18 protein-coding genes are annotated in these 22,607 nt (G+C 72.1%); 14 read left to right on the top strand and 4 right to left on the bottom strand.

The window, feature by feature from the left end:
• Positions 1-39: 39 nt before the first annotated feature.
• A complete protein-coding gene (locus BA175_RS17880) occupies positions 40-438 on the top strand; it encodes a DUF3040 domain-containing protein (protein ID WP_069172435.1) in 399 nt (132 codons plus the stop codon).
• Between the two features lie 445 nt (positions 439-883).
• On the opposite strand, the gene BA175_RS17875 is transcribed toward BA175_RS17880, so the two are convergent.
• The 4 genes from BA175_RS17875 to BA175_RS17860 all read right to left on the bottom strand — a co-directional run bounded on the left by BA175_RS17875 (position 884) and on the right by BA175_RS17860 (position 6,468).
• Complete coding sequence (locus BA175_RS17875) at positions 884-3,310, bottom strand: transglutaminase TgpA family protein (protein WP_069172434.1); 2,427 nt, start codon at positions 3,308-3,310, stop codon at positions 884-886.
• Complete coding sequence (locus BA175_RS17870; protein ID WP_069172433.1) at positions 3,307-4,671, bottom strand: DUF58 domain-containing protein; 1,365 nt, start codon at positions 4,669-4,671, stop codon at positions 3,307-3,309. Before BA175_RS17870 ends, BA175_RS17875 begins: the two co-directional genes overlap by 4 nt.
• Entirely contained in the window at positions 4,671-5,717 is a 1,047-nt protein-coding gene (locus BA175_RS17865) for an AAA family ATPase (protein ID WP_069172432.1), read from the bottom strand. Before BA175_RS17865 ends, BA175_RS17870 begins: the two co-directional genes overlap by 1 nt.
• A gap of 202 nt (positions 5,718-5,919) precedes the next feature.
• On the bottom strand, positions 5,920-6,468 hold the full coding sequence (locus tag BA175_RS17860) for a beta-class carbonic anhydrase (RefSeq protein WP_069172431.1): 549 nt from the start codon (positions 6,466-6,468) through the stop codon (positions 5,920-5,922).
• A 405-nt stretch (positions 6,469-6,873) separates the two neighbouring features.
• Here BA175_RS17860 and rsmH point away from each other — a divergent pair, with 405 nt between their 5' ends.
• The 13 genes from rsmH (at position 6,874) to BA175_RS17795 (ending at position 22,590) form a co-directional block, all read left to right on the top strand.
• Positions 6,874-7,839, top strand: a complete 966-nt coding sequence (rsmH, locus tag BA175_RS17855) for a 16S rRNA (cytosine(1402)-N(4))-methyltransferase RsmH (RefSeq protein WP_069172430.1) — start codon at positions 6,874-6,876, stop codon at positions 7,837-7,839.
• Positions 7,840-7,888: 49 nt separating this feature from the next.
• A complete protein-coding gene (locus BA175_RS17850; protein ID WP_069172429.1) occupies positions 7,889-8,425 on the top strand; it encodes a septum formation initiator family protein in 537 nt (178 codons plus the stop codon).
• 4 nt (positions 8,426-8,429) lie between these two features.
• The gene (locus BA175_RS17845) at positions 8,430-10,436 is read left to right on the top strand and encodes a peptidoglycan D,D-transpeptidase FtsI family protein (RefSeq protein WP_069172428.1); all 2,007 of its coding nucleotides are present in this window, start codon (positions 8,430-8,432) and stop codon (positions 10,434-10,436) included.
• 15 nt (positions 10,437-10,451) lie between these two features.
• Positions 10,452-12,182, top strand: a complete 1,731-nt coding sequence (locus BA175_RS17840) for a UDP-N-acetylmuramoyl-L-alanyl-D-glutamate--2,6-diaminopimelate ligase (RefSeq protein WP_069172427.1) — start codon at positions 10,452-10,454, stop codon at positions 12,180-12,182.
• 4 nt (positions 12,183-12,186) lie between these two features.
• Positions 12,187-13,605 carry a UDP-N-acetylmuramoyl-tripeptide--D-alanyl-D-alanine ligase gene (locus BA175_RS17835; RefSeq protein WP_069172426.1) on the top strand — a complete coding sequence of 473 codons (1,419 nt, stop codon included), beginning with the start codon at positions 12,187-12,189 and terminating at the stop codon, positions 13,603-13,605.
• Positions 13,602-14,672 carry a phospho-N-acetylmuramoyl-pentapeptide-transferase gene (gene mraY / locus BA175_RS17830; RefSeq protein ID WP_069172425.1) on the top strand — a complete coding sequence of 357 codons (1,071 nt, stop codon included), beginning with the start codon at positions 13,602-13,604 and terminating at the stop codon, positions 14,670-14,672. Before BA175_RS17835 ends, mraY begins: the two co-directional genes overlap by 4 nt.
• Complete coding sequence (gene murD / locus BA175_RS17825) at positions 14,654-16,117, top strand: UDP-N-acetylmuramoyl-L-alanine--D-glutamate ligase (protein WP_069172424.1); 1,464 nt, start codon at positions 14,654-14,656, stop codon at positions 16,115-16,117. Before mraY ends, murD begins: the two co-directional genes overlap by 19 nt.
• 107 nt (positions 16,118-16,224) lie before the next feature.
• The gene (gene ftsW / locus BA175_RS17820; RefSeq protein WP_254667909.1) at positions 16,225-17,682 is read left to right on the top strand and encodes a putative lipid II flippase FtsW; all 1,458 of its coding nucleotides are present in this window, start codon (positions 16,225-16,227) and stop codon (positions 17,680-17,682) included.
• Between the two features lie 6 nt (positions 17,683-17,688).
• Complete coding sequence (murG, locus tag BA175_RS17815) at positions 17,689-18,783, top strand: undecaprenyldiphospho-muramoylpentapeptide beta-N-acetylglucosaminyltransferase (RefSeq protein WP_069172423.1); 1,095 nt, start codon at positions 17,689-17,691, stop codon at positions 18,781-18,783.
• Between the two features lie 49 nt (positions 18,784-18,832).
• A complete protein-coding gene (locus BA175_RS17810) occupies positions 18,833-19,627 on the top strand; it encodes a cell division protein FtsQ/DivIB (RefSeq protein WP_069172422.1) in 795 nt (264 codons plus the stop codon).
• A gap of 276 nt (positions 19,628-19,903) precedes the next feature.
• Positions 19,904-21,115, top strand: a complete 1,212-nt coding sequence (ftsZ, locus tag BA175_RS17805) for a cell division protein FtsZ (RefSeq protein ID WP_069172421.1) — start codon at positions 19,904-19,906, stop codon at positions 21,113-21,115.
• Positions 21,112-21,867 (top strand): peptidoglycan editing factor PgeF, encoded by a 756-nt coding sequence (gene pgeF, locus BA175_RS17800; protein ID WP_079159660.1) that lies wholly within the window; start codon positions 21,112-21,114, stop codon positions 21,865-21,867. The genes ftsZ and pgeF overlap by 4 nt, the downstream gene beginning before the upstream one ends.
• Positions 21,868-21,870: 3 nt before the next feature.
• Positions 21,871-22,590 carry a YggS family pyridoxal phosphate-dependent enzyme gene (locus tag BA175_RS17795; protein ID WP_069172419.1) on the top strand — a complete coding sequence of 240 codons (720 nt, stop codon included), beginning with the start codon at positions 21,871-21,873 and terminating at the stop codon, positions 22,588-22,590.
• Positions 22,591-22,607: the final 17 nt, after the last annotated feature.

Raw genomic sequence — 22,607 nt, 5'->3', positions numbered from 1 at the left:
CCCCGGCCGCCCCCCGCGGCCGACGACGAGGAGGACTCCGTGCCGCTCTCGGAGCACGAGCAGCGCATGCTCGAGCAGATGGAGCGAGCGCTGTACGCCGAAGATCCCAAGTTCGCGACAGCGCTTGAGGGAAGCGGGCTGCGCAGGTACACCCGGCGACGGGTCTACCAGGCGGTGGTCGGCTTTCTGGTGGGTATCGCGCTCCTCATGGCCGGAATGGTCGCCCAGCAGATCTGGATCAGCGTGGTGGGGTTCCTCGTCATGCTGGGCTGTGCTGTGCTGGCGGTCACCGGGTGGCGCAAGGCGCCCAAGCCTGGTGAGCAGCAGCCGGCAGGGAGCGGGGGCGGAGGCGAACGCCGACATCCCAGGCAAGGCCGGTCGATGATGAACCGGATCGAGCAGCGGTGGCAGCGCCGCCGCGACGAACAAGGTCAGTGAGCGTGCCGAGCCCCGGCCGGCGCCGGGCGGCCCCCGGCCCTGGCCGTGGAGCGCGCACACCGACAGCGTGACGCCGGACCTTCCACGTGAGGGGCGGTCGCCTTCCCGGCGACCGCCCCTCACGCATGCCGTCACACCGCCTCGCGTTCCGCGCGGCGCAGTACCGCCCTGAGCCCGCCGCCCGGCTTCAGGCCGGAGCCGCCTCCGCCCCTGCCGGAGCCGCCTCCTCCCCTGCCGGAGCCGCCTCCTCCCCGCTTCCGCCCCGGCGTGCGCCACGTCCGTCGGCGTGGGCGGGCACGGGACTCGCCCCTGCCGCCCAGTGGCCCTGAGGCGTCGGGCTCCGGACTGGCACGCCTGGGCCGTGCCCCGTTCGGACCGTGCCGGTCCGGGCCCGGGGCCCCGCGCCCGAGCCGTGCGGACCGGGCGCGGGGCCCGGGGAGCGGTCTCAGCCCTGCTGACGAGAGGGGCGGCGCAGGAGCGCGGCCCAGCGGTCGCGGCCCGGCCGCCGTGCCCACCGGCGGGCGAGCGCCGCGCGGTGCTCGGACAGGGCCCATATCACCCGAACGGCCGAACGTGGGGCGAAGGTCGCCCGGAGCCGGTCCAGCCGCCCGGCCGAGGCCCGCAGCCCCTCACGTACGGCCGACACGTCCTCCGCCGTCCCGGTGACCGCTCGCGGCTCGGGGGCGTAGAGCACCTGCTCGACCGCCCCCGCCACCCGGTGGACCGCGGCCGCCGCCGTGTCGTCGAGCCGGCCCAGCCGCACGACACGGGCCGCCGCCTTCCTGGGCGTCTGCGCCTCGTCCGGTGCGATGCCGTGGTCCCAGGCCGTGTCGGTGACCTCCCGCCAGGCGGCCATCACCCGGGACGTCACGTCCGCGGGCGTACGGCCTCCCGACGAGCCCAGCCGCCGCGCGCGGATCCGCAGGCGCCAGAGCATCGGCGACAAGGGGAACGCGAGGACCAGGAGGGCACCGAGCGTCCACAGCGCGACGGTGCCCGCGGGCGTCCCGTGATCCGTGGGGTCCACCGCTCCGGGTGCCTCCGACGCACCGCACTCACCCTGCCGCCGCATCTGCGCGGGGCAGGTCTCCGACGTGGACGGTGCCGACGTGGGCGCCGCGGAGGCCCCCTCCGACACCTCGGCCGGACTGCTCGGGCCGCCCTGCGCGGGTACGTCGGGACGGGTGTACGCGGGGGTGGTGCCCCGGGACGGCGTGGGCTCGAAGCGGGTCCAGCCGACCCCCTCGAAGTACAGCTCGGGCCAGGCGTGCGCGTCCCGCAGCCCGACCGAGACGGAGCCGTCCGCCTGGACCGTGCCGGGGGTGAAGCCCACCGCGACCCGGGCCGGGATACCCAGCGTCCTCGCCATGGCGGCCATCGTGAACGAGAAGTGGACGCAGAAGCCTTCCCTGTCCTTGAGGAAGCGCTCGATCGCCGACACACCCGTCCCGGACGTCACCGTCGTGTCGTAGCGGAAGCCGCCCCCGGACGCGAACCAGTCCTGCAGTTTCACCGCCCGCCCGTAGTCGTCGGCCGCGCCCCGCGTCACCCGCTCGGCGGTCTCCTCGACCACGCCCGGCAGCGAACCGGGAACCCGGGTGTACTCACGCGTCAGCTCCGCACTCGGCGCCCTCGCCCCGGCGAGCTGCTCGGCCGTCGGCTCCACCACCAGGCTGCTGACCTCGTACCGGGCGCCGCCGGTCGTCTGGCCGCCGTCCCCGACCAGGGTCCGCCCCTCGGGCTCGTACCTCCAGCGGCCGTCGACGTCCACCTCGCTCGCCGGGTAGGGGAGCGGCAGATACGTCTGCTGGTACGACGGCGAGGCGGAGACGGCGGTCCGGATCTCGGTGACGGCGACGTCCGTCCCCAGGCCCGCCGGCTGCGGCAGTCTGTCGGGCACGTCCTTCAGCCGCCGGGTCGAGGGCCGCCACTCGTTCCCGTCGAACTGGTCGAGGGCCAGGATGCGCAGATAGAAGTCCTGCGGATCGCCGGCGTCGGTTCGGTACGACAGCACCTCCCGGTTCTCCGGCTGGTTCAGGTTGTTCTGCAGCGAGACCAGCGGGTTGACCGCGGAGATCGTGCCGCCGCCGCTGCCCTTGCCCGTGCCGCCGCCCCGGCCGCCCAGCAGCCCGCCGTCCAGAGTGGGAAGCGCGGCGGGAACCACCAGCGCGATCCCCAGTGTCACGGCGCCGATCCGGCGGCCGGTGCGGACCGGGGCCCGGGACGCAGCCGACGGACTCTCCAGTCCCGAGGCCAGCCCACCCGACGACCGGGAGACCCCGCTGAAGACCTTCCCCCACGCCGAGAGCCGGTCCCGGCTCTCGGCCAGCAGAAGGAGCAGATAACCACTCGCCGCGAGCAGGAAAGTGAGCCGGCCCGCCCCGCCGTCGGAGAGCCCGGCAGCGACCGAGTAGAGCGCGAGCAGCGGCAGGCCGGCCGGTGCCGCGGTACGGAAGGTCACGGCGAGGGCGTCCACGGCGAGCCCTATCAGCAGCACTCCGCCGATCAGCATCAGCTGGATGCCGTCCGTCGCGGGCGCCGGAGTGGCGTACCTGCTGACGTCGTCGGAGCCCGCCGTGAGCAGCTCCGCGAGTGCCCGGACAGCCTGAGGGCCGGGCACCAGGCCCACCACGGCGTGTTCCCGGGCGAACGCCACGGTCAGCAGGACCAGGGTGACCACCACCTGCGACGAGACGGTGAGGATCCGTGCCGGTGAGACCCGGCGGGCCAGCGCCCCCACGCCGCCCTGCACCGCCAGCAGGAACCCGGCCCGCAGGATCCACGTGGACGTCTCGACCAGGGGCACCAGTGCGACGGCCGCCGTCATCGTCGCCACGAAGGCGCACAGCGCCAGCCGCGTACGCGCGCTCATGACCATCCTCCGGAGAACCCCGTCGCCGTGCCGGAGTGTGTGTCTGCGGGGCCCTCGCCCGCCTGCTGCCACAACCGGGCGAGCTCCACCCCGGGCGGCACCGCCACCGCGGTCCAGCCCGCCTCACGCAGGAGCCGCAACCGGTCGGCGGCCGGCGCGGCGGCTGTCGCTTCCCCGCCGCGCACCCACGCGGAGCTGTCCAGTACGAAGGCGACGGCGGCACCGCTGCGCTGCCGCATCCGGGCCGCCACCGCCGTCTGCTCCTCGTCCAGATCGCCGAAGAACGCGATCAGCAACCCCTGGGTGTTCCCCCGCAGGACGTCGTACGCCCGGGAGAGACCACCTCCGTCGGAGTGGTCGACCACCGCCAGGCTGTCCATCATCAGGCCCGCCGCCTCGGCGGACTCCTGGCTCGCCCCCGAGAAGCCGTCGGAGCTCTCGCCCGGTACGGCCCTGCCGTCGTCCGTCAGCAGACGCACGGCGAAGCCGCGCTCCAGCATGTGCACGAGCGCGGAGGCGGCCCCGGAGACCGCCCACTCGAAGGCGGAGCCCGGCCCGGCGCCCTGATAGGCGATCCGCCGGGTGTCCAGCAGCACCGTGCACCTGGCCCGCTGCGGCTGCTCCTCCCGGCGCACCATCAGCTCGCCGTAGCGCGCGGTGGAGCGCCAGTGGACCCGCCGCAGGTCGTCGCCGTGGCGGTACCCGCGCGGAATGATGTCGTCCTCGCCCGCCAGGGCGAGCGACCGCTGTCTGCCGTCGCCGTATCCGGCGGACTCGCCCGCCGGCCGCAGCGCCGGAAGCGGCTCCGTGCGGGGGAGGACGACGAGCGTGTCGTGCGCGCTGAAGGAACGGGTCAGCTCGCACATGCCGAACGGATCGCTCAGCCGCAACTGCAGCGGCCCGAGGGGATAGCGCCCGCGCAGATCGGACCGGACCCGGTAGGAGACCTCGCGACTGCCGCCCGCCTCCACCCGGTCCAGCACGAACCTGGGCCGGGACCCCAGGACGTACGGCACCCGGTCCTGGAGCATCAGCAGCCCCGTGGGCATCCGGGAGACGTTGTCCACCCGGAGGTGGACCCGCGCCTCCGAGCCCGCCGGCACCCGCGCCGGTGAGAGCCACCGGCTGCCGGCGACCCGGTAACGGGTGCGGTGGAGCACGACCACACAGACCAGGGGCAGCACCGCCAGCAGCAGCCCGATCCGCAGCAGATCACCCTGGCCCAGCACATAGGCACAGACCGCGGCGGCCACACCGGCGGCGAAGAAGGAACGCCCCCGTGTCGTCAGGCCCCGCACAACCGAGCGGAGGCTGCCCTTCGCGTCGCCGCTGTCCACGGGGCCGGGCGCACCGGCCGCCATCACAGCCGCCGGGCGCCGGGCTGCCGGCCGTACACCGGGCTGCCGGGCAGGTGCTGCGGATGCACCGGGGCGGCCGCGGTACCGGAGGTCGGTACGGGCGTGCGCTGCAGGATGTCCAGGACGACCTGCTCAGCGGTACGGCGGTTGAGCTGCGCCTGAGCCGTCGGCAGCAGGCGGTGGGCGAGCACCGCGACCGCGAGCGCCTGCACGTCGTCCGGCAGGGCGTAGTCACGCCCCGCGAGGGCGGCCGAGGCCTTCGCCGCCCGCAGCAGGTGCAGGGTCGCACGCGGCGAGGCCCCGAGTCGGAGATCCGGATGGTGGCGGGTGGCCCCGACCAGCTCCACCGCGTACCGCCGCACGGCATCGGCCACGTGCACCGTGCGCACCGTGTCGATCAGCTTCACGATGTCGTGCGCATGCGCCACCGGCCGGAGGTCGTCCAGCGGGGAGAGGCCGCCGTGCACGTCGAGCATCCTGAACTCGGCCTCCGCGCTCGGGTAGCCGATCGACACCCGCGCCATGAAACGGTCCCGCTGCGCTTCGGGCAGCGGATACGTGCCCTCCATCTCCACCGGGTTCTGGGTGGCCACGACCATGAACGGGTCGGGCAGTTCGTAGGTCTGGCCGTCGAGGGTGACCTGGCGCTCCTCCATCGACTCCAGCAAGGCCGACTGGGTCTTGGGGGACGCGCGGTTGATCTCGTCGCCGATCACGATCTGGGCGAAGATCGCGCCGGGCTTGAACTCGAAGTCCCGGCGCTGCTGATCGAAGATCGACACGCCCGTGATGTCCGAGGGCAGCAGGTCGGGTGTGAACTGGATGCGGCGCACCGAGCAGTCGATGGACCGGGCCAGGGCCTTGGCCAGCATCGTCTTGCCGACCCCCGGCACATCCTCGATGAGGAGGTGCCCCTCGGCGAGCAGGACGGTCAGCGACAGCCGTACGACCTCGGGCTTGCCCTCGATCACACTCTCCACCGATCTGCGCACCTGCTCCACCGTGGTGGTCAGATCCGTGAGGCTCGCTCGATCGTCATAGGTCGTCACCCGGCCCTCCTCGGCCCCTCGTGCACGGGCCGACGACGAAACCGCCCGGCCCGCCCCGCGTACGGACCCTCCCCGGAGGACCCGGGGAGATGTCACACCCGCATTCTTGTTGGCGTTGCCGCTTCGTGTCACTCGCCTGTGGACAAGTAGGGGCGATATGCCGGGTGTGGGCCGTAAGTCGGTATGGGCCGGGGGTGCAACCTCAGGAGGCGGGGAGAATTTCGCGCAGCAGGCCGGTCGTCACGTCGAAGACGAATCCGCGCACGTCGTCCGTGTGCAGGAGGAACGGCGAGGTCCGTACGCGCTGCATCGACTGCCGGACGTCCTGGGCGGCGTCCGTGTACGCCTCGACCGCCCGGACCGGATGCTGTCCGACCTCGTGCTCCAGTTCCTGCCGGAACTCCTCGGTGATGCTCTCGAGGCCGCAGTTGGTGTGGTGGATGAGGATGACGCTGCGGGTACCGAGGGCCCGCCGGCTGATGGTGAGCGACCGGATGACGTCGTCGGTGACCACGCCGCCCGCGTTGCGGATGGTGTGGCAGTCGCCGAGTTCCAGGCCGAGCGCGGCGTGAAGGTCCAGGCGGGCGTCCATGCAGGCCACCACGGCGACGTCGAGTACCGGCCGGGCGTCCATGCCGGGCTCGCCGAACCGGTCCGCGTAACGGGCGTTGGCCTGGACGAGCCGGTCGGTGACCGTGCCGGCGCCGGGGGAGACGTCGGTGTCGGCGGAGGTCTGTGCGGAAGTCGACATGGATACGACGCTGTCGCTCACAGATGTGTCCGGCGTGCTGGGGAGGGGACGAAGAACGTCAACGTGGCGTGTTGTGAGGTAATCCACAAGGCTCACCGAACCCCGCCCGGCCCGGTGAGCGTTCCGCCCCGCCGGGGCGGGCGACGCGCAGCCCGCTTCGTTGATCGGGAATCGATCGAATGGCAGGGTGGACTAAAGTGACGGGAAGTTATCGACACGCCTGTACATTCTGCATATTTTTGCATGTTTCGAATTCCCGTGAGGTGCGGCGCACCTGCGGCCCGGCCCTCTCCCGCTCGCCGGTCGGCCGACGCCCCTTCCCCGGCGGCGGCGGGCCTCCCCTTCCGAGCGGGCGGGGACCGGACCGCAGGTGCGGCCCCACGGGACTGAGCCTGAGAGGGCGCATTGAGCCAGACCCGACACGTCCCGGTGATGCTCCAGCGGTGCCTGGACCTGTTGGCCCCGGCTCTGGAGGCGCCAGGACCGCAGCCGCCCGTGGTCGTGGACTGCACCCTCGGACTCGGCGGCCACAGCGAGGCACTGCTCGCCGCCTTCCCCGCCGCGCGCCTGGTCGCGCTGGACCGCGACAAGGAGGCGCTGCGGCTCTCCGGTGAGCGCCTCGCGCCGTACGGGGACCGGGCCACCCTGGTGCACGCCGTCTACGACGAGCTGCCCGAGGTGCTCGACCGGCTGGGAATTCCCAAGGTCCAGGGCATCCTGTTCGACCTGGGAGTCTCCTCCATGCAACTGGACGAGGCGGACCGCGGTTTCGCCTACGCCCAGGACGCCCCGCTCGACATGCGCATGGACCAGACGACCGGCATAGGCGCCGCCGAGGTACTCAACACCTACCCGCCGGGCGAGCTCGTACGGATCCTGCGCGCGTACGGCGAGGAGAAGCAGGCCAAGCGGATCGTCTCCGCCATCGTGCGCGAACGCGAGAAGGAGCCCTTCAGCAACAGCGCCCGGCTCGTCGAGCTGATCCGGGACTCCCTGCCGCAGGCCGCCAAGCGCACCGGCGGCAACCCGGCCAAGCGCACCTTCCAGGCCCTGCGCATCGAGGTCAACGGTGAACTCACCGTCCTGGAGCGTGCCGTTCCGGCGGCGGTCGGGAGCCTGGCCGTCGGGGGACGGATCGCCGTCCTGTCGTACCACTCGCTCGAGGACCGCCTGGTCAAGCAGGTCTTCGCGGCCGGCGCCGCCAACACGGCGCCCCCCGGACTGCCGGTCGTCCCCGAGCGCTACCAGCCCCGGCTGAAACTGCTGACCCGCGGCGCCGAACTGCCCACCGAGGAGGAGGTCGCCGAGAACCGGCGGGCCGCCCCCGCCCGGCTGCGCGGCGCCGAGCGGATCCGCGAGGAGGAGCGATGAGCGCGCGCCGACGGGTGATCCGGACACACCGGAGGGCGGGGGCGCGGCGGTGACCGGGACGGCCGGGCAGAGGAAGGGGCGGGCCGTGCGGCTCGTCCGGCTGATGCCGTCGGGGCCGAGCACCGCGGCCCGCACTCCCTTCGTCCTGCTGGTCGTACTGCTCCTGGCAGGTGGCCTGATCTCGCTCCTCCTGTTGAACTCCGCCCTGAACGAAGGGTCGTTCAGGCTGAGCAGGCTGAAGAAGCAGACCACCGAACTCACCGACGAGCAGCAGGCCCTGCAGCGCGACGTCGACGGCTACTCCGAGCCGGACGCGCTGGAGCGGCGTGCCCGCGAACTCGGCATGGTGCCCGGCGGCAACCCCGCCTTCCTGAATCCGGACGGCACCGTGCGGGGCGTACCCGAGCGGGCAACCGGCGCGCCGTCCCCCCTGACCACGCCCTCACCGATGGCGAGCGAGCCGGTCACGGCCGGATCCGCCGGGGCGGCGGCCTCGCCCACCGCCCCCGCCGTCCCGCCGGCCGCCTCCGGAGCGCCGCCTGCCACGACCTTCCCCGCCCCGCCCCCGACGAGCCCCGGCAGGTGACGAAGTGCCGTCCAAGGAACCGCCGCGCCGCCGCGTGCCCGGCCCCGCCCGCCCCCGTAACGCGGCAGGCGGCGCCGGACGCCCCCGGACCGCCTCCCGCCCCGAGCCGCGGCGGCCCTCCCGCCCGGGGACGCGGCGGCCGCGGGCCGGGGCGGCGGGAGGCGGCCCCCGGCGATCCATCCGGCTGGGCAACCCACGCCCGAGGCTGCGCCTCGTCGGCCTCTGCCTGACCCTCGTCATGCTGGCGTTCGTCGTCCGGCTCCTCCAGGTGCAGGCCGTCGACGCCAGCGCCTACGCGGCCAAGGCGGACAAGAACCGCTACCTCGAGTACACGATCGCCGCCGAGCGCGGCGAGATCACCGACCGCAGCGGCATCGCCCTGGCCACCAGCGTCGACGCCCACGACATCACGGCAGATCCGAAGCTGTTCACACCCGAGGAGAGCAAGGCGCCGGACGCCCCGCAGCAGGCGGCGGCCCTGCTCGCGCCGATCCTCGGCAAGGACGCCGTGGACCTGGCGAAGAAGCTCTCGACGCCCAAGAGCCGGTACACCGTGCTGGCGAGGCGGCAGACCCCGCAGGTCTGGAAGCAGATCAAGGACCTCAAGTCCGTCTTCGCCGAGAAGGCGGCCGAGGATCTGGCCGCCGGGGGCCGGGGCGCCAACGTACTGGCCGGGGTCCTGCAGGAGCCCACCACCAAGCGGGTCTACCCGAACGGTGACCTCGCCGCCGGAATACTGGGCTTCGTCAACGCCGAGGGCAAGGGCGGCGGCGGCCTGGAGGCCCAGCTGAACGACCGGCTGGAGGGCGAGGACGGCACGATCCGGTACGCCCAGGCCGGCGGCCGCCCCGTACCGACCGCCGGCTCGAAGGAGATCCCGGCCGTCGCCGGCACCGACGTCGAACTGACCATCGACCGGGACATCCAGTGGGCGGCCCAGCGGGCGATCGCCGACCAGGTGAAGAACTCCCGGGCGGACCGCGGCTACGTGGTGGTCCAGAACACGAGAACCGGCGAGGTGCTGGCCATGGCCAACGCCCCCGGCTACGACCCGAACGACCTCTCGCAGGTGGACGGGGCGGCCCTCGGCAACGCGGCGCTCCAGGACGTGTACGAGCCCGGCTCCACCAGCAAGGTCATGTCGATGGCCGCCGTGCTGGAGGAGGGGGTCGCGACGCCCGGTACGCACGTCACCGTCCCCAACCGGCTGCACCGCGGCGACCGGCTGTTCCGGGACGACATCGACCACCCCACCTGGTACCTCACGCTCAACGGCGTCCTCGCCAAGTCGAGCAACATCGGCACCATCCTGGCCACCGGCCAGCTCGGCAGGAACCAGGCCGAGGCCAACAAGGTGCTCCACTCCTACCTGCGCAAGTTCGGGATCGGCAGCCCCACGGGGCTCGGCTACCCGGGGGAGACGCCCGGCATCCTCGCCGCACCGAAGGACTGGTCGACCTCGCAGCAGTACACGATCCCCTTCGGCCAGGGGCTCTCGCTCAACGCCATGCAGGCCGCGTCCGTCTACCAGACCATCGCCAACGGAGGCGTCCGGATCGCGCCGACCCTGGTGCGCGGTACCAAGGACGGCGACGGCCGCTACACCGCGGCCGAACCCCCTGAGAAGACCCGGGTGGTCAGCGAGAAGACCGCCAGGACCCTGGCGAGGATGCTGGAGTCCGTGGTGGACGACCAGGAGGGCACCGGGACCAAGGCGCACATCGACGGCTACCGGGTCGCGGGCAAGACCGGCACCGCCAACCGCGTCGACCCCGTGCGCGGTGTCTACAAGGGCTACACCGCGTCCTTCGCGGGCTTCGCACCCGCGGACGATCCTCAGATCGCCGTCTACTGCGCCATCCAGAACCCGACCGAGGGGAGCTATTTCGGCGGCCAGATCTGCGGTCCGATCTACAAGAAGGTCATGGAGTTCGCCCTCAAGACCCTCCAGACCGCTCCCTCCGGCACCGCTCCCGCCCGGCTGCCGGTGTCCTTCGAGCCGGGCGAGTGACGCGGTAGATGCGCAGTGACGACGATCACCCCCGATCCAGGGAACCGGAACGAGAAGTACCGCGACCCCGGCCCCTCGCTTCGCGGGAGGCCGGGTCCGCCCGGTACGCTCACCGCCGTGCCCCACGCTGATCAGTTCCAAACCACTCAGAAGGACGCGCCCGTGACCTATCCGGGAGCGCCCCGACCGGACCGGCTCCGGCCGACCTCCCTCGGAGAGCTGGCAGCCCGGCTGGGAGCCGGACCGCAGGCATCCGGGGAGGTCACCGGCATCACCCACGACTCGCGGGCCGTGCGCCCGGGGGACGTGTACGCGGCCCTGCCCGGGGCCCGCCTGCACGGAGCGGACTTCGCCGCCCAGGCCGCCGGCCTCGGTGCGGCGGCGATCCTCACCGACCCGGCGGGCGCCGAGCGCGCGGCGGCCACCGGCCTCCCGGTCCTGGTCGCCGACGACCCGCGCGGCCGGATGGGCGACCTCGCCGCCGAGATCTACGGCCGTCCGGGTGCCGATCTCCTGCAGATCGGCATCACCGGGACGTCCGGCAAGACCACCACGGCCTACCTCGTCGAGGGCGGCCTGCGCGGCGCCGGCCGCAGCACCGGCCTGATCGGCACGGTCGAGATGCGTATCGGGGACGAGCGCATCAAGTCGGAGCGCACCACCCCCGAAGCGACCGACCTGCAGGCTCTGTTCGCGGTCATGCGCGAGCGCGGTGTCGAGGCGGTGGCCATGGAGGTCTCCAGCCACGCGCTCGTACTGGGCCGGGTCGACGGCTGCGTCTTCGACGTCGCCGTCTTCAACAACCTCAGCCCGGAGCACATGGAGTTCCACTCCGGGATGGAGGACTACTTCCAGGCCAAGGCCCAGCTGTTCACCCCGCGGCGCAGCAGGCTCGGTGTACTCAACTTCGACGACGCCTACGGCCGCAGGCTGGTCACGGAGGCGACCGTCCCGGTCGTCACCTTCTCCGCGGAGGGCCATCCGGACGCCGACTGGCGGGCCGAGGACGTCGAAGTGGGCCCGCAGGACAGCACCTTCACCGCGGTCGGCCCGGGAGGCGAGCGGATCGCCGCCAGGGCGCCGCTGCCCGGTCCCTTCAACGTCGCCAACACCCTCGCCGCGATCGTGACGCTGGCCGCCGCCGGCGTCGACCCGCAGACCGCCGCCGACGGTGTCGCCGCCGTTCCAGGGGTCCCCGGCCGGCTGGAACGCGTCGACGCCGGACAGCCGTACCTGGCGGTCGTCGACTACGCGCACAAGACGGACGCCGTCGAGTCCGTCCTGCGCTCCCTGCGGAAGGTCACCGAGGGCCGGGTGCACATCGTGCTCGGCTGCGGCGGCGACCGCGACACGACGAAGCGCGGCCCGATGGGCGCCGCCGCGGCCCGCCTCGCCGACACCGCCGTACTGACCTCGGACAACCCCCGCTCCGAAGACCCCCTGGCGATCCTCGCCGCCATGCTCTCGGGAGCCGCCGAGGTGCCCGTCCACGAGCGCGGCGACGTGCTCGTCGACGCGGACCGGGCCGCGGCCATCGCCGCGGCCGTCGCCCGCGCAGAGCCCGGCGACACCGTGCTGGTGGCCGGAAAGGGCCACGAGCAGGGCCAGGACATCCACGGAGTGGTCCGTCCCTTCGACGACCGCAAGGTCCTGCGTGAGGCCATCGAGCGCGCCTCGGGGCGTACGAGCGCCGTGCACGCCCCCGACGACCGCGTACACACCCACGAGAACAACAGTCAGGGATGACCAAGTGATCGCCCTTTCCCTCGCCGAGATCGCCGACATCGTCGGCGGGCAGCCGCACGACACACCGGACCTGTCCGTCCTCGTCACCGGACCCGTCGTCATCGACTCCCGGGAGGTGCGGCAGGGCTCCCTGTTCGCCGCGTTCGCGGGTGAGCGGGCCGACGGCCACGACTTCGCGCGGCGTGCCGTCGAGGCGGGCGCGGCGGCGGTACTCGCCGCCCGCCCCGTCGGCGTGCCGGCGATCGTCGTCGACGACGTCGTGTCGGCGCTCGGCACCCTCGCCCGGAACGTGGTCGAGCGCCTCGGCACCACCGTCGTCGCGCTCACCGGTTCGGCGGGCAAGACCTCCACCAAGGACCTGATCGCGCAACTGCTGGAGCGCAAGGCCCCCACCGTGTGGACCCCAGGGTCCCTCAACAACGAGATCGGCCTGCCGCTCACCGCGCTGAGCGCCACCCCCGAGACCCGGCACCTCGTGCTCGAGATGGGTGCGCGGGGCATCGGGCACATCCACTACCTCGCCGAGCTCACCCCGCCACGGATCGGGCTGGTCCTGAACGTGGGCAGCGCCCACCTCGGCGAGTTCGGCAGCCGCGAGGCCATCGCCCAGGCCAAGGGCGAGCTCGTGGAGGTCCTCCCGGAGGACGGCGTCGCCGTACTCAACGCCGACGACCCGCTGGTGCGGGCGATGGCGTCCCGCACAAAGGCCCGGGTGACCCTCTTCGGGGAGGCCCCGGATGCGGACGTACGGGGAGAGAACGTCCGGCTCACGGACGACGGACGCCCCGCTTTCGCGCTCCGGACACCCACCGGGTGCAGCGACGTGACCTTGCGCCTGTACGGTGAGCATCACGTGTCGAACGCGCTCGCCGCGGCCGCCGTCGCCCATGAGTTGGGCATGTCCGTGACCGAGATCGCCGATGCGCTCTCCGGGGCGGGCACCCTCTCCCGCTGGCGCATGGAGGTCACCGAGCGTCCGGACGGTGTGACGGTCGTCAATGACGCCTACAACGCGAACCCCGAATCCATGCGAGCCGCGCTGCGTGCGCTGGCCGCCATGGGCAAGGCCTCACGGGCAGAGGGGGGACGCACGTGGGCGGTGCTCGGTCAGATGGCCGAGCTCGGCGACGCGTCGCTCGCCGAGCACGACGCGGTCGGACGGCTCGCCGTCCGGCTCAACGTCAGCAAGCTCGTCGCTGTCGGGGGAAGAGAAGCCTCCTGGCTGCAACTGGGCGCATATAACGAGGGTTCGTGGGGTGAGGAGTCGGTGCACGTGTCCGACGCACAGGCGGCCGTCGACCTGTTGCGCAGTGAACTGCGCCCGGGAGACGTCGTGCTGGTGAAGGCGTCCCGGTCGGTCGGCCTGGAGAAGGTCGCCCTGGCACTGCTGGAGACGACCGAGGGCGAGGTCGCCGTCCGATGAGGCAGATCCTCTTCGCGGGGGCCATAGGGCTCTTCCTGACGCTGGTCGGCACCCCGCTGCTGATCAAACTTCTGGCCCGCAAGGGCTACGGGCAGTTCATCCGGGACGACGGCCCGCGTACCCACGGCAGCAAGCAGGGCACGCCCACGATGGGTGGTATCGCCTTCATCCTGGCGACCCTCATCGCGTACGTCCTGGCGAAGGTGATCACCGGCGAGGAGATGCGCTTCTCCGGTGTCCTGGTCCTCTTCCTCATGGCGGGCATGGGTCTCGTCGGCTTCCTCGACGACTACATCAAGATCGTCAAGCAGCGCTCGCTGGGCCTGCGGGCGAAGGCCAAGATGGCCGGCCAGCTGATCGTCGGCATCGCCTTCGCCGTGCTCTCGCTGCAGTTCGCGGACGCCCGGGGCAACACCCCGGCCTCCACCCGGCTCTCCTTCGTCGAAGACTTCGGCTGGTCGATCGGACCGGTGCTCTTCTGCGTCTGGGCGCTGTTCATGATTCTGGCCATGTCCAACGGCGTGAACCTGACGGACGGTCTGGACGGCCTCGCGACCGGCGCCTCGGTGATGGTCTTCGGCGCCTACACCTTCATCGGGCTGTGGCAGTTCCAGGAATCCTGCGCCAACGCCACCACGCTGACCAACCCTCAGGCGTGCTTCGAGGTACGCGATCCACTCGACCTGGCGGTCGTCGCCTCGGCGTTGATGGGTGCCTGCTTCGGCTTCCTGTGGTGGAACACCTCACCCGCCAAGATCTTCATGGGTGACACGGGTTCCCTCGCCCTCGGTGGCGCGCTCGCAGGCCTCGCGATCTGCTCCCGTACGGAGTTCCTGCTCGCGCTCCTCGGCGGCCTCTTCGTGATGATCACCATGTCCGTGGTCATCCAGGTCGGCTCCTTCAAGATGACCGGCAAGCGGGTCTTCCGGATGGCGCCGCTCCAGCACCACTTCGAACTCAAGGGGTGGTCCGAGGTCCTTGTGGTGGTCCGCTTCTGGATCATCCAGGGCATGTGCGTCATCGTCGGCCTCGGCCTCTTCTACGCGGGATGGGCAGCCAAGAAGTGAGCACAGTGGACTGGCAGGGCAAGCACGTCACGGTCGCCGGCCTCGGCGTCAGCGGTATCCCGGCCGCCCGCGCCCTGCACGAGCGCGGGGCCCTCGTCACCGTCGTCGACGACGGCGACGGCGAGCGCGCCCGCGCCCAGGCCGCCGAGCTGGAGGAGTGGGCCGCGGCGCACAGCGCCTCCGGCAAGGGCGGAATCACCGTGCGCCTCGGCGACGGGGCGACCCTGCCCGAGTCCACCGAGCTCATCGTCACGGCCCCCGGCTGGAAGCCGGACAAGCCGCTCTTCCTCGCAGCCGCCGAGGCCGGCGTCCCCGTCTGGGGCGACGTCGAACTCGCCTGGCGGCTGCGGGGCCCCGGGGCGGCACCCTGGCTCGCGGTCACCGGGACCAACGGCAAGACCACGACCGTACGGATGCTCGCCTCGATCCTCGAAGCGGCCGGCCTGCGCACGGCAGCGGTCGGCAACATCGGGGTCTCCCTGCTGGACGCGGTGCTCGGCGACGAGCCGTACGACGTGCTCGCCGTCGAGCTCTCCAGCTACCAGCTGCACTGGGCGCCCTCCCTGCGCGCCCATTCCGCCGCCGTCCTCAACCTGGCCCCCGACCACCTCGACTGGCACGGTTCCATGGCCGGGTACGCGGCCGACAAGGGCCGGATCTACGAGGGCAACAGCGTCGCCTGCGTCTACAACGTCCAGGACGGCGCCACCGAGGACCTCGTCCGCGAGGCCGACGTCGTGGAGGGCTGCCGGGCCATCGGCTTCACCCTCGGTACGCCGGGCCCCTCGCAACTCGGTGTGGTCGACGGCATCCTCGTCGACCGGGCCTTCGTGGCCGGCCGGCACAAGCAGGCCCAGGAGCTCGCCGAGGTCGGCGACGTGAACCCGCCCGCCCCCCACAACATCGCCAACGCCCTGGCGGCGGCGGCCCTGGCACGCGCCTTCGGCGTCCCGCCGGCGGCCGTCCGGGACGGGCTGCGGGCCTTCCGCCCGGACGCCCACCGCATCGAGCATGTCGCGGAGACCGGCGGGGTCACGTACATCGACGACTCCAAGGCCACCAACACCCATGCCGCCGAGGCCTCCCTCGCGGCCTACGACAGCGTCGTCTGGATCGCCGGCGGCCTCGCCAAGGGCGCCACCTTCGACGAGCTCGTGACCGGGGCGGCGAAGCGGCTCAGGGGCGTCGTGCTGATCGGCGCCGACCGGGCCCTGATCCGCGAAGCCCTGGCGCGACACGCCCCCGAGGTACCCGTGGTCGACCTCGACCGGACCGACACTGGGGCGATGTCCGGGGCGGTCCGGGAAGCGGCACGGCTGGCACGGCCGGGCGACACCGTACTCCTGGCCCCCGCCTGCGCCTCGATGGACATGTTCGCCAACTACAACAAGCGGGGCGAGGCGTTCGCTGACGCGGTGCGCCGGCTCGCCGACGAGAGCGCCTGACGGCACGGCCGGGGCGCCGTACTCCCCCGGGGGACCCGGGCACCGGCGGCACCGCCCCGGGCCCGGGTGACAGCCCCCGGGCACGAGCAGTGGAGGGGACAGCGACAATGCCGGCCGACGAGAGCCCATCCGCACGCGGAGCGGCGCCCTCGCGGGCGACCGCGGCGATCAGCAGGGCGTTCACCCCGGGCCGGCTCGCCGGTGCGCTGCCGACGGGCTCCGGGCTGCCCGCGGGGCACCTCCTGCGGAGCCGGCCCGCCACGGGCCCCCGCCGCCCCGCCGCCCCTCGGGGCGGCCACCGCCCGGCGCCGGCTCCCCGGCCGCCCCGCGGCGCGGGGGCGCGACGGATGTACGAGCAGGCGCGGCGGGCCTGGGACCGCCCTCTGACGGCGTACTACGTGATCCTCGGCTCCAGCCTGCTGATCACCGTGCTCGGCCTCGTGATGGTCTACTCCGCCTCGATGATCAAGGCGCTGGAGCTCGCCAAACCCGGTACGTACTTCTTCCGCAAGCAGTTCCTCGCCGCCGTCATCGGGGCCGCGCTGATGCTGCTGGCCTCCCGGATGCCCGTCAAGCTCCACCGGGCGCTGGCCTATCCGCTGCTCATGGGCACGGTCTTCCTCATGGTCCTGGTTCAGGTGCCGGGGATAGGGATGTCGGTCAACGGCAACCAGAACTGGATCTACCTCGGCGGTCCCTTCCAGCTCCAGCCCAGCGAGTTCGGAAAGCTCGCCCTCATCCTGTGGGGTGCCGACCTGCTCGCCCGCAAACAGGACAAGCGGCTGCTGACGCAGTGGAAGCACATGCTCGTCCCGCTCGTCCCCGTCGCCTTCATGCTGCTCGGGCTGATCATGCTGGGCGGGGACATGGGCACGGCGATCATCCTCACCGCGATCCTCTTCGGCCTGCTCTGGCTGGTGGGCGCGCCCACCCGGCTCTTCGCCGGCGTGCTCTCCGTCGCGGGCCTGCTGGCCTTCCTGCTGATCAAGACCAGCCCGAACCGGATGTCGCGGCTCAGCTGCATGGGGGTCAGCGAACCCGGCCCCGACGGCTCCTGCTGGCAGGCGGTGCATGGAATCTACGCCCTGGCCTCCGGCGGATGGTTCGGTTCCGGGCTCGGTGCGAGTGTGGAAAAATGGGGTCAACTCCCGGAACCTCACACCGACTTCATCTTCGCCATCACCGGGGAGGAACTGGGTCTGGCGGGGACGCTGTCGGTACTCGCCCTCTTCGCGGCTCTAGGCTATGCGGGTATCCGCGTGGCCGGACGCACGGAGGACCCCTTCGTGAGGTACGCAGCGGGAGGCGTGACCACCTGGATCACGGCCCAGGCCGTGATCAACATCGGTGCGGTGCTCGGCCTGTTGCCGATCGCCGGTGTCCCGCTGCCGCTGTTCTCCTACGGAGGTTCGGCCCTGCTGCCGACCATGTTCGCTGTCGGGCTCATGATCGCCTTCGCGCGAGACGATCCCGCGGCGAAAGCGGCCCTGGCCATGCGGAGGCCCGGGGTCAGATGGAAGACGATGAGACGGCGCGTCACGAAGCGTCCGTCCGGAGAGCGGTGAATTTCGGTGCATGTCGTACTCGCCGGTGGGGGGACCGCCGGCCACATCGAGCCCGCGCTTGCCCTCGCAGACGCCCTGCGCAGGCAGGACCCGGCCGTGGGAATCACTGCCCTCGGCACGGAACGCGGACTCGAGACCAGGCTCGTACCCGAGCGGGGGTACGAGCTGGCACTGATCCCTGCCGTGCCGCTGCCGCGCAAACCCACCCCTGAGCTGATCACCGTCCCGGGGCGGCTGCGCGGCACCATCAAGGCCGCGGAGCAGGTCCTGGAACGCACCGGGGCGGACTGTGTGGTCGGCTTCGGGGGGTACGTCGCCCTCCCCGGCTACCTCGCCGCCAAGCGGGCGGGCGTCCCCATCGTCGTCCACGAGGCGAATGCCCGGCCGGGCCTCGCCAACAAGATCGGCTCGCGGTACGCCCACGGCGTGGCCGTCTCCACCCCCGACAGCAAGCTGCGCGGGGCCCGCTACATCGGTATCCCGCTGCGCCGGACCATCGCCACCCTCGACCGGGCCCGGGTCCGCCCGGAGGCGCGCGCCGCCTTCGGTCTCGACCCCAACCTGCCGACGCTGCTGGTCTCCGGAGGTTCGCAGGGCGCCCGGCACCTCAACGAGGTCGTCCAGCGGGTCGCACCGCTGCTCCAGCGCTCCGGGATCCAGATCCTCCACGTGGTCGGTCCCAAGAACGAATTGCCGCGCATCGACAACATGCCCGGGATGCCGCCCTACATCCCGGTACCGTACGTGGACCGGATGGACCTCGCGTACGCGGCGGCCGACATGATGCTCTGCCGTGCGGGCGCGATGACCGTCGCCGAGCTGTCCGCCGTCGGGCTGCCCGCGGCCTACGTGCCGTTGCCGATCGGCAACGGCGAACAGCGGCTCAACGCCCAGCCGGTGGTCAACGCCGGCGGCGGCCTGCTGGTGGACGACGCGGCGCTCACCCCCGAGTGGGTGCAGGGCAACGTCCTTCCGGTGCTGTCGGATCCGCACCGGCTGTACGAAATGTCCCGCGCCGCGGCCGAGTTCGGGCGCAGGGACGCCGACGACCTGCTCGTCGGCATGGTGTACGAGGCGATTGCCGCACGCCGCCAGGCGTGAGGTGGTGCGGGCCCGGGGCGTGCGCCCCGGGCCCGGCGAAGGAGCGAGCGTGGCCGGACCGACGACCGCCCAGCGCGGCGAAGCCAGGCGGGCCGACACCCCGGCCCGCCCTCCGCACATCGGCCCCGAGGGGCGCCGGCTCGGCGGCCGGACGCGGCTGGTCCTGGCCGCCGTTGCCGCCGCGCTGCTCGCCGCAGGGGTGGTCTGGGTGCTCTATGGGTCCTCCTGGCTGCGGGTCGAGCAGGTGACGACCTCGGGCACCGAGGTGCTGACTCCGGCGGAGGTGAAGGCAGCTGCGGAGGTCCCGGTCGGGTCCCCGCTGGTCTCCGTGGACCTTGACGCCATGGAGGCCGCCCTGCGCAGGAAGCTGCCCCGTATCGACTCCGTGGAGGCGGTACGGTCATGGCCGCACGGAATCACCCTCGAAGTGACCGAACGCACGCCGGTTCTGCTGGTCGAAAAGGGCGCAAAGTTCATTGAAGTGGACGCGAAGGGCGTGCGTTTCGCCACGGTCGACAAAGCGCCCGGTCGCGTGCCGCTGCTGGAGATGACGCCGGATCGGTCCGCGAGCCTGCGGCGTTTCGGCAGTGACCGGCTGGTGAGGGAAGCGGTGCGGGTCGCGGGTGACCTGCCGGAGAAGGTGGCCGGGGAGACGGACGCCGTGAAGGTCACCTCGTACGATGCCGTTGTTCTCCGGTTGACCCGGAATCGCACCGTTATGTGGGGCAGTAGTGAAGAAGGGCCCGTCAAGGCGCGGGTTCTGACCGCTCTCATGAAAGCGTCCCCCAAAGCGGGGCACTTCGACGTGAGTGCGCCCAGCGCCCCCGCCGCGTCGGCGAGTTGACGCACGTTTGCCCTGGCCAGCACCCTGGTTGGTCAGCGCTACGGGTGATCACATAGGGTGAAAAGAAAAACGGGAGGTTCGGCGTGTTCGTTGAACGTGCGCCACTTGTCGACTTAGTGTCCTGTTCGGAAGAGTCCAAGAAGCAGACACACTGGTAACCCTGAACTTCACGGTTAGGGTTTGGGTCGGCGTCCGGACCGTCCCAATCGGCATCCGTCGTCGCGGCGGGACTACCGCGAAGCGACGACACGTAACTCGAGGCGAGAGGCCTTCGACGTGGCAGCACCGCAGAACTACCTCGCAGTCATCAAGGTCATCGGTGTCGGCGGCGGTGGTGTCAATGCCATCAACCGAATGATCGAGGTCGGCCTCAAGGGCGTCGAGTTCATCGCGATCAACACCGATGCGCAGGCACTGTTGATGAGCGACGCCGACGTCAAGCTCGACGTCGGCCGTGAACTCACCCGTGGCCTCGGCGCCGGGGCGAACCCGGCCGTCGGTCGTAAGGCGGCAGAGGACCACCGTGAGGAGATCGAGGAGGTCCTCAAGGGGGCCGACATGGTCTTCGTCACCGCCGGGGAAGGCGGCGGCACCGGCACCGGCGGCGCACCCGTCGTCGCCAACATCGCTCGCTCGCTGGGCGCCCTGACGATCGGTGTGGTCACCCGCCCGTTCACCTTCGAGGGCCGGCGGCGCGCGAACCAGGCGGAGGACGGCATCGCCGAGCTCCGCGAAGAGGTCGACACCCTCATCGTCATTCCCAACGACCGCCTGCTGTCCATCTCGGACCGCCAGGTCAGTGTTCTGGACGCCTTCAAGTCGGCCGACCAGGTGCTGCTCTCGGGCGTCCAGGGCATCACCGACCTCATCACGACCCCGGGTCTGATCAACCTCGACTTCGCCGACGTCAAGTCGGTCATGTCCGAGGCCGGATCGGCACTCATGGGTATCGGATCGGCCCGGGGTGACGACCGTGCGGTGGCGGCCGCGGAGATGGCGATCTCCTCGCCGCTCCTGGAGGCGTCCATCGACGGCGCCCGGGGCGTCCTGCTCTCCATCTCCGGCGGTAGCGACCTCGGTCTCTTCGAGATCAACGAGGCGGCCCAGCTGGTGAGCGAGGCGGCCCACCCGGAGGCCAACATCATCTTCGGCGCGGTCATCGACGACGCGCTGGGCGACGAGGTCCGGGTCACCGTCATCGCCGCGGGCTTCGACGGCGGCCAGCCGCCGGCCCGCCGGGAGACCGTGCTCGGGGCGAGCGGCAAGCGTGAGGAGCCGGCGCCGCCGGCCCGTACCGCCGAGCCGGTGCGTCAGACGAGCACGCTGGGCTCGGTGCCCCCGCGCGAGGAGCCCCCGGCGCCCGCCGAGCCGGCGCCCGCCGCGAACGAGAGCTCGCTGCCGCCGGTCCCGCCCCCGCACGTCCCGACGGCCCGTCCCTACCAGGACAGCCAGGCCGAAGAGCTGGACGTACCGGATTTCTTGAAGTGATAGAGCCGCGGCACGCGGTACGGACCGCGGTGGCTTCGGCGGGCGGCGCCCACTTCGCTTTCACCGACAGGTGGGGCGGAGTGAGCGCCGTTCCGTACGAGGAGCTCAACCTCGGCGGCGCGGTCGGTGACGACCCCGCCGCCGTCGGCGCGAACCGGGAGCGCGCGGCCCGGTCCCTCGGCCTGGACCCGCGGACGGTCGTCTGGATGAACCAGGTACACGGGCGCGAGGTGGCGGTGGTCGACGGGCCGTGGGGCGACCTCGCGGAGATCCCGGCGGTCGACGCGGTGGTGACGGCGCGGCGCGGGCTTCCGCTCGCGGTGCTGACCGCCGATTGCACGCCCGTCCTGCTCGCCGATCCGGTGGCCGGCGTCGCCGGGGCCGCCCACGCGGGCCGGCCGGGGCTGGTCGCCGGTGTCGTGCCGGCCGCGGTCGAGGCGATGATCGCCCTGGGTGCCGAACCGTCACGGATCGTCGCCCGTACCGGGCCGGCCGTCTGCGGACGGTGCTACGAGGTCCCGGAGGAGATGCGGGCCGAGGTCGCCCGGGCCGTTCCGGCGGCCTGGTCGCAGACCTCCTGGGGGACCCCGGCCGTGGACGTCACCGCCGGAGTCCACGCACAGCTCGACGCGCTCGGTGTGCGTGAGCGGCACCGTTCGCCGTTCTGCACCATGGAGTCGGGCGACCACTTCTCGTACCGCCGCGACCGCACGACAGGTCGGCTCGCCGGATATGTCTGGTTGGACAGGTAGGACATGACGGATCGTAAGGATCAACTCGCGGCGAACCTGGCGCAGGTGGAGGAACGTATCGCGTCCGCCTGTGCTGCGGCGGGCCGCGGGCGTGAGGAAGTGACCCTCATCGTGGTCACCAAGACGTACCCCGCGAGCGATGTGCGGATCCTGCACGAACTCGGTGTGCGGCATGTCGCGGAGAACCGTGACCAGGACGCGGCCCCGAAAGCCGCAGCCTGTGCGGATCTGTCGCTCACCTGGCATTTCGTCGGGCAGTTGCAGACGAACAAGGTTCGTTCCGTGACCGGTTATGCCGATGTGGTGCAGTCGGTGGACCGGATCAAGCTCGTCACCGCGCTGTCCGCGGCCGCGGTGAAGGGTGGGCGGGAACTCGGCTGCCTCATCCAGGTCGCCCTCGACGCGGAGAGCGGCGAGCGCGGCGACCGGGGAGGCGTCGCACCCGACGCGATCGAGGAGTTGGCCGCGGCGGTGGACGCGGCGCCGGGGCTCCGGCTCGGTGGTCTGATGACCGTCGCGCCGCTCGCGGGGCCCTATGCGGGCCGGCAACGGGCCGCGTTCGACCGGCTGATGGAAATCTCATCCCGCCTGCGCGGGAACCATCCGGCTGCGAACATGGTCTCCGCCGGGATGAGTGCGGATCTCGAGGACGCCGTGGCGGCCGGGGCGACACATGTACGCGTCGGTACGGCGGTACTCGGAGTCCGACCCCGGCTCGGGTAACGTCGCGAAGCAAGTCG

This window comes from Streptomyces griseus (assembly GCF_001715295.1).
In the GTDB taxonomy this organism is placed as follows: Bacteria; Actinomycetota; Actinomycetes; order Streptomycetales; family Streptomycetaceae; genus Streptomyces; species Streptomyces griseus_G.
Note: the sequence above shows the minus strand (reverse complement) of the source record. Positions and strands in the feature narration are given on the sequence as shown.

Bases quoted from the DNA above. Each gene is read 5' to 3' on its own strand.
- ftsW (WP_254667909.1), top strand. From the start codon at position 16,225: ATGCCGGCCGACGAGAGCCCATCCGCACGCGGAGCGGCGCCCTCGCGG.
- BA175_RS17875 (WP_069172434.1), bottom strand. From the start codon at position 3,310: ATGAGCGCGCGTACGCGGCTGGCGCTGTGCGCCTTCGTGGCGACGATG.
- murD (WP_069172424.1), top strand. From the start codon at position 14,654: ATGGGCAGCCAAGAAGTGAGCACAGTGGACTGGCAGGGCAAGCACGTC.
- BA175_RS17870 (WP_069172433.1), bottom strand. From the start codon at position 4,671: ATGGCGGCCGGTGCGCCCGGCCCCGTGGACAGCGGCGACGCGAAGGGC.
- mraY (WP_069172425.1), top strand. From the start codon at position 13,602: ATGAGGCAGATCCTCTTCGCGGGGGCCATAGGGCTCTTCCTGACGCTG.
- BA175_RS17795 (WP_069172419.1), top strand. From the start codon at position 21,871: ATGACGGATCGTAAGGATCAACTCGCGGCGAACCTGGCGCAGGTGGAG.
- BA175_RS17860 (WP_069172431.1), bottom strand. From the start codon at position 6,468: ATGTCGACTTCCGCACAGACCTCCGCCGACACCGACGTCTCCCCCGGC.